Below are 12,647 nucleotides of genomic sequence, written 5' to 3' on the forward strand. Positions count from 1 at the left end.
ATCAATTCCAATAAAGGCGTTGATTTGATTGGCAGACTGAAAACGGCGAATATCTCCTAATTCGCCTATGATAGAGGTGGCTGTTGTTTCAGCGATACCAGGGATGGAGAGGAGAATCTCGTACTCTCTCAATCTTAGCTTTTCATTACCCCACTACAGTTGACAAAGAGCCACTTTTTTCTATCATTCTCCAAAAACACTTTGAATATCCTCATCCGTTATTCCAATCATAGGGTTGATTTTCAAGAAATTTTCCTCAGTCAAGATATATTTTTCCACAGTTGTTTCCAAATTATTCACAGAAGTGTGTATAACTTTTTCATCAGTTAGGAGGTCTGAAAAGCGTTGGATTAGATAGGTATTGCGAGCTGTGCCAGTGTTTTTGACAGCAAAGTCAAAGGCAGACTTTTCCCCAAGAAGAATCAATTTGCTCTTGGCACGGGTGATAGCAGTATAGATAAGATTGCGTTGCAGCATACGGTGGCTGCTGGATGTAATCGGTAAAATGACCACAGGAAATTCACTACCCTGAGATTTGTGGATACTCATAGCGTATGCCAGACGAATTTTATACCATTCACTGCGTTGATAAACAATCTCATTGCCGTCAAAGTTGATAGTCAATTCGTCCTGTTTAGAGTCCGTATATTTTGCTGGCAGCAAATCGGTGATATAACCCAAGTCACCGTTGAACACATTGCTTTCCGCATCATTGACCAGATGAATGACCTTGTCGCCTTGTTGATATTGACAATCAGTTGCTTCAAAGACGATTTGTTCTGTTTCGGCAGGGTTGATTAGATTTTGCATGAGTTGATTGATGTGGTCAATCCCAGCCTGTCCGCGGTACATAGGCGCAAGTACCTGCACATCTTGAGCTGGAATGCCACTGCGGATAGCAGCTTCTACAATACGTTCAATCATCTGCGGAATATGTTCACTACGCGCTTCAAAATAAGAACGGTCAGCCTTTTTTTCTATAAAATCAGTTGGCAGGATGCCTTTTTGAATTTGACTGGCTAAGGTAACGATAGTGGAATCTTTGCTTTGTCGATAAATTTTTTCTAATTTGGTCTGTGGAAGAAGAGGGATTTTCAGTAAATCTGCCAGCACTTGTCCGGGGCTGACAGAAGGCAGCTGATCAGCATCTCCGACAATGAGAAGTTTGCTGTTGGAAGAGATATTGCTGAGGAGTTGATTGGCTAACCAAGTATCTACCATTGAAAATTCGTCGACAATAATAAAGTCTGCGTCCAAATAATCATCTAAATGGCTAGTGTCATCGTCTCCTGTCATGCCTAAATGCCGATGAATCGTCGCACTTGGCAGTCCTGTTAATTCATTCATGCGTCTAGCAGCGCGCCCAGTTGGAGCGGCTAAAAGGATAGGTAAATCTTGAGATTTGTGTAAATCCAGACCATGTAGCAACGCGTAGACAGCAATAATTCCATTGATAACGGTCGTTTTTCCCGTTCCGGGACCACCCGTTAGGATAAAAATTTTGTGATTGATAGCGTCACAAATCGCTTGTTTTTGAATCACATCATAGGAAATGGCAAACTCAATTTCGATTTGGGTAATAGCAGCTTCGATTTTTTTCGGTTCAAATTTGTTTTGCTTCCCTTTTTCTAAAATGCGTAGGAGACTGCTGCGAATCCCTTCTTCGGCAAAAAAGAGACTGTTTTCAAAAATCTTTGTATCAACATTTTGAACTTTATCTTCTTCAATCAAATGTGCCAGCTCATCCGCAACAGAACTTGGGTCTAACTCAATCTGACGGGAACTTTCGAGGAGTTCAATCGTATGTTCCAGAAGTTCTTTGGCTTCAAGATAAGTGTCGCCTTTTTCCATAGACTGGGTTAGGAGTGTGTGAAGCAGCCCAGCACGAAAACGCTCTGGAGCAGTACTTTCAATTCCTAAGCTTTGTGCCAGTTGGTCGGCAATTTTAAACCCAACCCCTTGGATGTCTTCTACTAATTGGTAAGGAAATTGTTCGACAATTTCGAGAGTTTCTTCCTTGTAAAAATCTTGAATCTGAAAGGCAAGCTTGTTCGGGATACCGTATTCAGATAGCTTGGCAAGGATTCTCTCGGTGCCGTAATTTTGTCTTAGTTTTGTGAGAAAGGCTTCACGGTTTTTAGCAGAAAGACCTGCAATATCCTTTAATTTTTCTGGCTCTGCTAAGACTTTATCAATCGCGTTGTCGCCATAGAGAGCCACGATTTTTTGCGCTGTTTTTACACCAATCCCTTTAAAATGGTCGCTTGAAAAATATTTGACTAAGCCTTTACTGGTTGGCTTTGCACGCTCATAGCGTGTTATTTTGAGTTGTTCACCATATTTAGGGTGTTGCACGAGATTTCCCCAAAAAGTATAGTCTTCGCCCTCCATAATATTCGCCATGGTGCCCGTGACAATAATCTCAAAATCATCAAAATCTGCATCGGTGTCGTCAATATCTAACAGCAGAATCCGAAAGAAACTGCTGGGATTTTCAAAAATAATGCGTTCAATGGTGCCTGAAAAGTAAAATTCCATCATCTTCCTGTATCAATGTTAAAAGAATGGGAGTGGGGCAGAACTAAAGATTGAAAATTTTTAGTTCGTAGTCCCACCCCCGCAAGGGTGCTTAAACAACTTGATAGCTGTTTAAGGTTGCAGATGAAGAAAACGAAGTTTTCGTCAAAGGTGCTCTTCCGAGCTTGAAAAGCGAACAGCTTTGATACTTGCTTCGCAAGTTTTATCTGCCACCTCAAAGCAGTGCTTTGAGTAATCACGGTGGCTTGCCATGCAAGGCTGATTTCCCGCCTTCAACAATTCACTAAATTGTTGAAGCTGCGTTATTCGTTTATTCCTAAATCTGATAGAAGCTGGAACACTTTTTGCCCAGCTCCAACGAATCAAAATAGACTTGTTTGGGATTAGAAAGTGCCGATTCTATTCAAAGGCCAGAAACGAAATTTTGCTTCGCCCTGCAATTGATTGGCTTTAAATGTTCCCACCTGACGGCTGTCTTTTGAGACAAGACGGTCATCTCCTAAAAGCAGGTATTCGTCTTTTGGAACTTCAATGGTAAAGCTAGTGTTCCCATTTGCATCCTGCGTAAAGGCTTGAGCTTTATCTGCTAAAGACTGAAAGAAACTGTTATAGGAATAGGTTGCCTGCAATTTATCATCTTTAAACTTCGCGAGGTAATTTTTAAGATAAGGTTCGTTGGCCTTTTTGCCATTTACATATAGTTGGTCGTTTTCGTAGCGGATAGTGTCTCCAGGAAGACCGATCACCCGCTTGACAATTTGCTTGGTTTTTCCATCTTCGTCTTTTTCACTTGCAACGACAATATCAAAGCGATTGACAGGCAAGTGTTTGACAACAAATAGATATTCTCCATTAGCTAAGGTTGGATCCATTGAATGCCCGTCTACCTTGACAGGAACCCAAAGAAAGGCGCGTGATAAGAAAAGAACGGCCATGAAGAGGATAAACAATCCCCATTCTTTCATAAATTTTGAAAAAGTAGTTGATTTTGTTTGCATAACTTACCTTTCTAGAAGTTTCTTCGCTTTTTCAGTATTTTTAAAATGCAGTTTTGCACTCGCTTCTAAGCCTTTTATGCCGTAGGCTTGAAGAAGCTGACTTGCGATTTTATCGGACTTTGCTCCTGCTCCACTGGGCAATTCATAGCCGAGCTCTTGACTTAAATTTTCAAGATTTTCTAAAAAGAGGTCACGGGCAATCATGGAGCTGACTGCTACGGCTAAGTATTTTCCTTCCGCTTTTTCCTCTAAAGTGAGAGGATTTGAGAAATGATTGCGTTCCTGTTTAACGTATTTCTGATAATTTTTGTCACTTGTGAAGGCATCAATAACAATTTTTTCTGGCTGCACTCCCGTTTGCAAGAGCAGATAAATGGCTTGATTGTGAAGAGCAACTTTGACAGACACCGCATTGTAGCCAGAAGCAATGACTTCGTTGTATTTTTTCGGGGACAATAGCAGAGCTTGGTGCTGGATTTTTTCTTTCAACAGAGGAACGATTTGCCTGATTTTTTGGTCTGTCAAAGTTTTAGAATCTCCAACTCTCAGCTTTCGTAAAAAATCATGCTGTTCTGGTGTCACAAAAGACGCCACAACAGCGAGCCCGCCAAAATAAGAGCCATTTCCCACCTCATCTGTCCCAATAAGAGGACAATTCTGCCAATGAGATGTCGTTTTTTCTTTGGACGCTTGATAGCCAAAAAATTGTGCTGCCTGCTCGGCATTTTCCCCTTGAAAGAGGACTTTTCCTGAAGTGTAGATGGAGGCAGTTGCCTTATCAAGCTTAAAAAGGTAACGAATATAAGGATTTTTACTAGAAACAAGCTGTGCCTGGTAGTGGGCAACAAAATCTTGAATTTGTTTCTCACTGGGTTGTAAGGTAATACTTTCCATATTGCTATTGTACCATAAAAGTTATAAATTTCTTTAAAAACTGACAAAATCGCTTCCTTTTGGTATAATATTTTGAGGTGATTTTATGGCAAACTTAAATCGATACAAATTTACTTTCGGAAAGAAGAGTGTAACCTTAACAACAGAACACGATAATTTATTCATGGAAGAAGTTGAAAAGGTTGCAACAGAAAAATATCACGCAATTAAAGAGAAGATGCCTGCGGCAGATGATGAAACATTAGCTATTTTGCTGGCAGTCAATAGTTTAGCGACGCAATTGTCACGTGAGATTGAGTTCGATGACAAGGAGCAAGAGCTGGAAGAACTTCGTAAAAAAGTGTTAGAAGCCAACAAGCAAAAGGTTAGTGAGCAAGAGGGGACCCTATGATTTCATTGGTAATTTTGCTGATTTTGGCTTGGAGTTTTTACATTGGCTATTCGCGTGGGATTGTTTTGCAGGCTTATTATACTGTTTCGGCGGTTATTTCAGCAATTATTGCAGGGCAACTGTACCAATCTCTGGGTGAACAAATCAATCTTTTAGTTCCCTACGCCAGTGCACAGGAAGGAACATTTACCTATTTCTTTCCCAGCGGCCAATTGTTCCAGTTGGATAAGGTTTTTTATGCCGGTCTGGCTTATTTAGCAGTTTATACGATTGTTTATAGCATAGCCCGTTTTATTGGGATTTTTATTCACTTGGTGCCAAACAAGAAAGCCAATGAGCGTTGGTACAATGTTGCTAGTGGTGCTTTAGCTGTTTGCGTCACTTTATTTGGAATTCAAATGCTGCTGACCGTTTTAGCAACGATTCCCTTACCACTTGTTCAAAATCATCTCAATGCCAGTGGTTTAGCTCGATTTATCATCAGTCACACACCAATTACTTCAGGAATGTTGAAACAACTCTGGGTGACCAAAATCATCGGATAAATACAAAGACTCAGTTGGTGGTGCTAGCTGAGTTTCTTTTTCATCAGGAAAGATAAGAATATGAATAGAAAAATTTTAGAAACGTTAGAATTTGGGAAAATCAAGGCGCTCTTTGAACCCTATCTTCTGACAGAACAAGGGTACTTGGAATTGCAGCAGCTGTTCCCGTCCAATAAACAAGAAAGGCTGGAGACAGCATTCTTAGAAATGACGGACATGCAGCAGATTTTTGTACAGCATCCACATTTCAGTCTGGCTACGACCCAAGACATTACGGGCTTGACCAAGCGCTTGGAGCTGGAAGGCGACTTAAACATTGAAGAATTTCTTGCTCTGAAGCGGGTTCTGGCTGTCACGCAAGAATTGACTGATTTTTATGAGGATTTGGAAAATGTTGAGTTGCAAAGATTGAATCGGCTTTTTGAAAATTTGGTTTCTTTTCCGAGCTTGCAAGGAGCGTTGCAGGCTATCAATGAGGGAGGATTTGTTGAAAGTTTTGCTAGTGATAATTTGGCTCGCATTCGCCGAAAAATTCAAGAAAATGAAGTTCAAGTGAGAGATATTTTGCAAGATATTCTCAAAACCAAGGGCGATATGCTAGCAGATCAAGTAGTAGCCAGTCGAAACGGTCGCAATGTTTTGCCGGTCAAAAATACATTCCGCCATCGTATCTCAGGCGTGGTGCATGATATTTCTGCTAGTGGCAACACGGTGTATATCGAGCCACGGGCGGTGGTCAATCTCAATGAAGAAATCACCAATGCGCGGGCAGACGAGCGCTATGAAATTTTGCGGATTTTGCAAGAATTATCAGAACGCATTCGCCCGCATGCTGCTGAAATTGCCAATAATGCTTGGATTATCGGACATCTGGACTTTGTTCGAGCTAAGGTGCGCTTTATGCAGGAGAGAGGAGCGGTAGTACCGAAGCTGTCTGACCGTCAGGATATTCGACTGCTCCATGTTGCTCATCCTCTGATAGAAAATGCAGTAGCTAATGACCTGTACTTTGCGGCAGATTTGACTGAGATTGTCATTACGGGTCCGAATACAGGCGGAAAGACCATTATGCTCAAAACCCTAGGCTTGGCTCAGCTTATGGCACAGTCTGGCCTGCCTATTTTGGCAGATGAAGGGAGTCGAGTGGGGATTTTTGACCAAATCTTTGCGGACATTGGAGACGAACAGTCTATTGAGCAGAGCTTATCGACTTTCTCTAGCCACATGACCAATATTGTTACCATTTTAGAGCAGTCAGATGAAAATTCTTTGGTGCTTTTGGACGAGCTGGGAGCTGGAACCGATCCGCAGGAAGGAGCAGCTCTTGCAATGGCTATCCTTGAGGACTTGCGGCTGCGGCAGGTCAAGACAATGGCAACGACTCATTACCCAGAGCTTAAGGCTTATGGGATTGAAATGGCTGGCGTACAAAATGCTAGCATGGAGTTTGATACGGCAAGTCTAAGACCAACTTATCGCTTTATGCAGGGAGTGCCGGGTCGCTCCAATGCTTTTGAGATTGCAAGGCGTTTAGGTCTATCTGATAGAGTGGTCAAGGATGCTCAAGAATTGACTGACACGGACAGCGATGTCAATCGGATCATTGAGCGACTGGAGGAGCAAACGCTGGAAAGCCGCAAGCGCTTAGACAATATCCGTGAGGTTGAGCAGGAAAATCTCAAATTTAACCGAGCACTCAAAAAACTTTACAATGAGTTTAACCGAGAGAAAGAAACCGAACTCAATAAGGCAAGATTGGAAGCGCAGGAAATCATTGATGTGGCGCTGACCGAGAGTGATACGATTCTCAAAAATCTCCATACTAAGGCTAGTCTTAAACCGCACGAAATTATTGAAGCCAAAAGCCAGCTGAAAAAATTAGCTCCGGAAACGGTGGACTTGTCACAGAATAAAGTGCTGAAACAAGCTAAAAAAGCACGGAAACCAAAGACGGGAGACGATATTCTGGTGATTAGCTACGGTCAGAGAGGTACACTTGTCAATCAGCTCAAGGACGGCCGTTGGGAGGCTCAGGTCGGTCTTATCAAGATGACTCTAGAAGAGCAGGAATTTAATCTTCTAAAGGCTGAAAAGGAGCAGCAGCCTAAGCGCAAGCAGGTCAATGTGGTGAAACGAACAACCACAAGCGGACCAAGAGCTAGACTGGATTTGCGAGGTAAGCGTTATGAAGAAGCTATGCAAGAGCTGGACGCCTTTATTGATCAGGCTCTCCTCAATAACATGGCTCAGGTTGATATTATTCACGGTATCGGGACGGGCGTCATTCGCGAAGGCGTCACCAAATATCTCCGTCGCAATAAGCATGTCAAGAGTTTTGGCTATGCACCGCAAAATGCTGGGGGTAGCGGAGCAACTATTGTGGTGTTTAAGTAATGCAGAGTTGGTGAACAAAACTGTTCATGATAAAGAAGAAAGATTGAAAAGAGGAAATATTTATGAGACAAAAAGGAATACAAGATTCTTGTACAACGATTCTGGTTGGGAAAAAAGCGAGTTATGACGGTTCAACTATGATTGCACGTACAGAAGATTCACAAAATGGTGTATTTACGCCCAAGAAATTTATTGTTGTTAACCCAGAAGATCAGCCGCGGCATTACAAGTCTGTACTATCAAGCTTTGAGATAGATTTGCCGGACAATCCAGTTCGCTACACCAGTGTACCGGACGCTCTTGCAAAAGACGGGATTTGGGGTGAAGCTGGTATCAATGTTTACAATGTAGCCATGAGCGAGACAGAGACGATTACCACGAATAGCCGAGTGCTGGGAGCAGATCCTTTGGTGGCAACTGGTATCGGAGAAGAAGACATGCTGACCTTGGTGCTGCCTTATATCAAAACGGCGCGTGAGGGCGTGTTGCGCTTAGGGAAGATTCTTGAGGAATACGGCACCTATGAGTCAAACGGGATTGCCTTTTCTGATGTGGATGAAATCTGGTGGTTGGAGACAATCGGTGGACATCATTGGCTAGCTCGCCGTGTGCCAGATGATGCCTATGTGACTAATCCAAATCAGCTGGGAATAGATTATTTTGAGTTTGACAATCCCGAATATTTCCTCTGTGATCCTGATTTGAAAGACTTTATTCGTCGCAATAATTTGAATCTCAACTATGACGGGGAATCTTTCAATCCGCGCTATGCTTTTGGTAGCCAGCGTGACAAAGACCGCCATTACAATACACCGCGTGCTTGGGATATTCAGCGTTTTCTCAATCCAGAAATTGAGCAAGACCCGCGCTCCTTTTTCCTTCCTTGGTGTCAAAAACCCTACCGTAAAATCACGATTGAAGATGTCAAGTATGTCCTTAGCAGCCACTACCAAGACTCTCCTTATGACCCTTATGGCTTAGAAGGCAGTCATCACAGTCAGCGGACCTTCCGCACGATTGGGATTAACCGCACAAGTCAAACATCTATCTTGCAGTTGAGACCCAATAAACCACAGGAAACGACGGGCATCCAATGGTTGTCCTATGGCTCTATGCCTTACAATACAGCCGTGCCTTTCTTTACCCAAGTCTCTACAACACCAGCCTACTTTGCCAACACGACGGACAAGGTTTCGACGGATTCCTTCTACTGGACCAATCGCTTAATTGCAGCTTTGGCTGACGCGCATTTTTCTAGTCATCTGGGAGATTTGGATGATTACCAAGAAACGACCATGGCTTTGGGACATGAAATGTTAGGGCGCGTGGATTGTGCCTTAGAAAAGGGAGAAATAGTTGACTTCGAAGCAGAAAATCAAGCTCTAAGCGATAAGATTCAAGAAGCAACGGACCAACTTCTGAATAAAATCCTGCTAGACGCCAGCAATCTAATGACCAATCATTTTTCTTTGAGCGACTAGTTCTATGGAACGAGAGGAGTGAGCTTTTCGCTCCGTAGCAAATATTTTGCAAATGCTTCCTTTTAGTGTAGAATGATGTCAAGAAATGAAATAGAGCGATGACATCGGTCATCGTCAGAGGAGAACAATATGGTAACAGCAATTACAGATGCAAATTTTGCAGAAGAAACAAAAGACGGACTTGTCCTCATTGACTTTTGGGCAGCATGGTGTGGTCCTTGCCGCATGCAGGCACCGATTTTGGAAAAATTAGCCGAAGAAGTGCATGAAGACGAATTGAAGATTTTTAAAATGGACGTGGACGCCAATCCAAATACACCTCGTGAATTTGGTATCATGTCAATCCCGACCCTCATCTTCAAAAAAGACGGGCAAGTGGTGAAGCAAGTTGTTGGTGTTCATACCAAAGAACAATTAAAAGCTATTGTAGCGGAATTGAGCTAAAAAAGAAAAGGCTTGAACGAAAGTTTCAAGCCTTTTCTCTTTTCAAGATTAGAAGAGTACTTTTGACGAAAATTCGTTTTCATCAGTCACTACCTTTTTGCTAATAGATCAATACACTAATCGGTGCTATAATGAAAATGAAGAAAGATTGTTTCAATCAGAAAGGACGATTAAATCCTGGGAACATTTGGAATAGTAGCTGTATTCGTCATTGTTGTACTTTTATTCATTTGTATCTACCTTCTTTTCAAAGTTATCTTCAAAAAATAAAGTTAGAAGTTAAGCATGAGAAAACTACAAACGAGACAATTTCATTTCGTCTGCGCGGCTGACAAGGCAAACTGATTGTCGTTCACTCCGTCCGCCCGGCGGACGAGATAAACTTCTTTTGATTCATGCTGTCAGCCGGGCGGACGGAGTGAACCAAAAGTAAGGGAGACTTTCCGCCGGGCAGACGAAGCAAACAAAAAGTAGTTGAGGTCATCCGCCGCGCTGACGGAAAAAGGAGAAGTCATTGAAACAGTCGCTTTAAGTGACAAGTAAAAAAGGAAAGAAGGAATTTATGAAGTAAGAAAAGCTCATTGGACTTAAACTTAGTAATCTTCCTTTCCGTGCTCAATAACAGCCGCAAGCACTATGCGGATATTCTTGCCCGTCGCAAGGGCAAAGAGCCTAAAGCAGAATTGGGTTAATTAAAAAATGAGGTTGGGACTTTTCCAACCTCATTGTATTACGCTTTTTTCCTTTTTCCCCAAACGCTTTTTTCGGCAACTGCAGTAAAGAGTGCATCCGTTGAGGAATTGAGCGCCGTTTCACAGGAATCTTGGATAACTCCAATGATGAATCCTACCCCAACGACTTGCATGGCAACATCATTTGAAATACCGAAGAGACTACAAGCAACAGGAATGAGCAAAAGAGAACCACCTGCCACCCCGGAAGCACCACAAGCGGAGATAGCGGCGACAATACTGAGGATTAATGCTGTCGCAAAGTCAATCGAAATGCCTAATGTATTGACTGCAGCAAGGGTGAGCACATTGATGGTAATAGCTGCTCCAGCCATGTTAATAGTGGCACCAAGAGGAATAGAAACGGAATAAGTATCTTTGTTGAGTCCTAGTTCTTCACAAAGTTTCATGTTGACAGGAATATTAGCAGCTGAACTACGTGTGAAGAAAGCTGTCACACCACTGACTTTTAAACACCGCAAAACAAGTGGGTAGGGATTTTTTCTCATCAGAACAAAGGCAATGAAAGGGTTGACGACCAGAGCTACAAAAAGCATGATAGCGATTAAAACTGCTAATAAGCTGCCATAGTTAGCCAACACCGCCAACCCTTTGTCAGAAATCGTCTTAAAGACCAAACCAAGAATTCCAAAAGGAGCCAGATTGATAATCCATTCAACGACCTTAGAGGTTACACTTGCCATAGTTTGCAAAAGCTCTTTACTGCTTTTGCTGGCTTCACGCATGGCAAGTCCAAATACCACAGCCCAAGATAATATTCCAATATAGTTTGCGGTGATGAGAGCATTGACTGGATTGTCCACTACTTTGAGCAATAAATTACTGAGGACTTGCCCAATCCCATCTGGTGGTGTAATCTTGGTCTTTGACGCTGTGAGTGTGATATGTAAAGGAAAAAGGTAGTGAGCTAGCACTGCGACTAAAGCTGCTGAGAATGTTCCCAAAAGATACAAGATAATGATAGTTTTCATGTTGGTTTCTTGCCCTTTTCGATGTTGTGATAGAGCATTGGTCACCAAAGCAAAAACCAACAGTGGAGCAATGCCCTTTAAGCCACCAACAAATATATCTCCCAATAAGCCAATTGCTGACAGCTTAGGACAGGTCAAGCCGAGGACAGCCCCTAATGCAATCCCGATAGCAATACGCTTAATCAAACTAGATTTTTTCCAAGCCAAAACTATTCTTTTCATATCATATAATCCCTTCATGATCATAATGTCTCCCATTATAGTATAAATATTCTGAAAAATCAATCTGTTTTAGATAGAATACACTGGGGGGAGTTCGCATTCCCCTGATTCAATTAGGCTTAGATATGGTATAATAGAAATGAGCAGGAGGTGACCTATGTTATTTGCGAACAAGAATGTATTCTCTCGCTACTTTGAAAAATTCAACTGGTCTAATTTGTTAGATGACGTCTTTAGCAAGCTCGTCTCACTCGTGCTATTGCTAGCTCTCTTTTACCTCGCTAAAAAGCTGGTACATGTACTCGTAAGAAAGATTATCTCACCCTCTTTGAAACTCTCCAGTCAAGACGAAGGGCGGCAAAAGACCCTCACGCGTTTGATGGAAAATTTGCTGAATTACACCCTTTACTTTTTCTTGATCTATTGGATATTGGCGATTTTAGGCTTGCCGGTGTCAAGTTTACTGGCAGGAGCTGGGATTGCTGGGGTGGCAATCGGGATGGGCGCTCAAGGTTTCTTGTCCGATTTGGTCAATGGTTTCTTTATTTTACTGGAGCGGCAGTTGGATGTCGGAGACAGCGTTCGCCTGACCAATGGCTCGATTAAAATCGCAGGAACAGTTGTGAGTGTCGGAATTCGGACGACACAAGTGCGTGATGCGGATGGCACCTTGCATTTCGTTCCCAATCGTAACATTACTGTCGTCAGCAATCTCTCTCGCGGTAATATGCGTGCGCTCATTGATATTCCCCTATATGCTCAGACGGATCTGACCAAAGTCACTCAGATTATCCAGCAGGTCAATGAGGAATATGCGGGCAAGCAAACAGAAATTTTGCAGGAACCAATTATTCTAGGTCCTCAACTCGCAGACAATGGACAATTTTATTTCCGTGTCAGTATCACCGTCCAAAGCGGTAGCCAAAGCACCGTTTACCATCAATTTTACAGGCTGTATCATGACGCTTTATTAAAGGAAGGAATTGATTTGCCAACGATTTATGCACCAGCGTAAGC

10 protein-coding genes and 1 pseudogene are annotated in these 12,647 nt (G+C 42.4%); 6 read left to right on the plus strand and 5 right to left on the minus strand.

The genetic code is table 11. The annotated features are described in order from the left end of the window. The 4 genes and pseudogenes from IYQ91_RS05275 to rnhC all read right to left on the minus strand — a co-directional run. Positions 1 to 117, minus strand: a pseudogene (locus tag IYQ91_RS05275) (transposase); the annotation flags it as partial. A 66-nt stretch (positions 118 to 183) separates the two neighbouring features. Then, on the minus strand, positions 184 to 2,538 hold the full coding sequence (locus tag IYQ91_RS05280; RefSeq protein ID WP_195673340.1) for an ATP-dependent RecD-like DNA helicase: 2,355 nt from the start codon (positions 2,536 to 2,538) through the stop codon (positions 184 to 186). A 383-nt stretch (positions 2,539 to 2,921) separates the two neighbouring features. Further along, positions 2,922 to 3,536 (minus strand): signal peptidase I, encoded by a 615-nt coding sequence (lepB, locus tag IYQ91_RS05285; RefSeq protein ID WP_003026422.1) that lies wholly within the window; start codon positions 3,534 to 3,536, stop codon positions 2,922 to 2,924. A 3-nt stretch (positions 3,537 to 3,539) separates the two neighbouring features. Continuing rightward, the gene (rnhC, locus tag IYQ91_RS05290) at positions 3,540 to 4,430 is read right to left on the minus strand and encodes a ribonuclease HIII (protein WP_195673276.1); all 891 of its coding nucleotides are present in this window, start codon (positions 4,428 to 4,430) and stop codon (positions 3,540 to 3,542) included. An 85-nt stretch (positions 4,431 to 4,515) separates the two neighbouring features. Between rnhC and IYQ91_RS05295 the strand changes: the two genes are divergently transcribed. The 5 genes from IYQ91_RS05295 to trxA all read left to right on the plus strand — a co-directional run bounded on the left by IYQ91_RS05295 (position 4,516) and on the right by trxA (position 9,685). Then, entirely contained in the window at positions 4,516 to 4,821 is a 306-nt protein-coding gene (locus IYQ91_RS05295; protein WP_003026418.1) for a hypothetical protein, read from the plus strand. Further along, positions 4,818 to 5,366: a CvpA family protein gene (locus IYQ91_RS05300; RefSeq protein WP_126467763.1), complete on the plus strand. Its 549-nt coding sequence runs from the start codon at positions 4,818 to 4,820 to the stop codon at positions 5,364 to 5,366. Before IYQ91_RS05295 ends, IYQ91_RS05300 begins: the two co-directional genes overlap by 4 nt. Positions 5,367 to 5,426: 60 nt before the next feature. After that, positions 5,427 to 7,760 carry an endonuclease MutS2 gene (locus IYQ91_RS05305; protein ID WP_195673277.1) on the plus strand — a complete coding sequence of 778 codons (2,334 nt, stop codon included), beginning with the start codon at positions 5,427 to 5,429 and terminating at the stop codon, positions 7,758 to 7,760. Positions 7,761 to 7,822: 62 nt separating this feature from the next. Further along, positions 7,823 to 9,241, plus strand: coding sequence for a C69 family dipeptidase (locus IYQ91_RS05310; protein WP_195673278.1), 1,419 nt, complete (start codon positions 7,823 to 7,825; stop codon positions 9,239 to 9,241). A gap of 129 nt (positions 9,242 to 9,370) precedes the next feature. Then, positions 9,371 to 9,685 carry a thioredoxin gene (gene trxA, locus IYQ91_RS05315; RefSeq protein ID WP_195673279.1) on the plus strand — a complete coding sequence of 105 codons (315 nt, stop codon included), beginning with the start codon at positions 9,371 to 9,373 and terminating at the stop codon, positions 9,683 to 9,685. Between the two features lie 730 nt (positions 9,686 to 10,415). Here trxA and sstT read toward each other — a convergent pair. Further along, positions 10,416 to 11,630, minus strand: a complete 1,215-nt coding sequence (gene sstT, locus IYQ91_RS05320) for a serine/threonine transporter SstT (protein ID WP_195673280.1) — start codon at positions 11,628 to 11,630, stop codon at positions 10,416 to 10,418. Between the two features lie 157 nt (positions 11,631 to 11,787). Between sstT and IYQ91_RS05325 the strand changes: the two genes are divergently transcribed. After that, positions 11,788 to 12,645 carry a mechanosensitive ion channel family protein gene (locus IYQ91_RS05325; RefSeq protein ID WP_195673281.1) on the plus strand — a complete coding sequence of 286 codons (858 nt, stop codon included), beginning with the start codon at positions 11,788 to 11,790 and terminating at the stop codon, positions 12,643 to 12,645. The last annotated feature ends 2 nt before the right edge of the window (positions 12,646 to 12,647 follow it).

This window comes from Streptococcus sp. HF-2466, from assembly GCF_015594645.1.
In the GTDB taxonomy this organism is placed as follows: domain Bacteria; phylum Bacillota; class Bacilli; order Lactobacillales; family Streptococcaceae; genus Streptococcus; species Streptococcus anginosus.

Excerpts from the sequence above, each read along its gene's own strand:
- IYQ91_RS05280 (WP_195673340.1), bottom strand. The coding sequence starts at position 2,538 with ATGGAATTTTACTTTTCAGGCACCATTGAACGCATTATTTTTGAAAAT.
- lepB (WP_003026422.1), bottom strand. The coding sequence starts at position 3,536 with ATGCAAACAAAATCAACTACTTTTTCAAAATTTATGAAAGAATGGGGA.
- rnhC (WP_195673276.1), bottom strand. The coding sequence starts at position 4,430 with ATGGAAAGTATTACCTTACAACCCAGTGAGAAACAAATTCAAGATTTT.
- IYQ91_RS05295 (WP_003026418.1), top strand. The coding sequence starts at position 4,516 with ATGGCAAACTTAAATCGATACAAATTTACTTTCGGAAAGAAGAGTGTA.
- IYQ91_RS05300 (WP_126467763.1), top strand. The coding sequence starts at position 4,818 with ATGATTTCATTGGTAATTTTGCTGATTTTGGCTTGGAGTTTTTACATT.
- IYQ91_RS05305 (WP_195673277.1), top strand. The coding sequence starts at position 5,427 with ATGAATAGAAAAATTTTAGAAACGTTAGAATTTGGGAAAATCAAGGCG.
- IYQ91_RS05310 (WP_195673278.1), top strand. The coding sequence starts at position 7,823 with ATGAGACAAAAAGGAATACAAGATTCTTGTACAACGATTCTGGTTGGG.
- trxA (WP_195673279.1), top strand. The coding sequence starts at position 9,371 with ATGGTAACAGCAATTACAGATGCAAATTTTGCAGAAGAAACAAAAGAC.
- sstT (WP_195673280.1), bottom strand. The coding sequence starts at position 11,630 with ATGAAAAGAATAGTTTTGGCTTGGAAAAAATCTAGTTTGATTAAGCGT.
- IYQ91_RS05325 (WP_195673281.1), top strand. The coding sequence starts at position 11,788 with ATGTTATTTGCGAACAAGAATGTATTCTCTCGCTACTTTGAAAAATTC.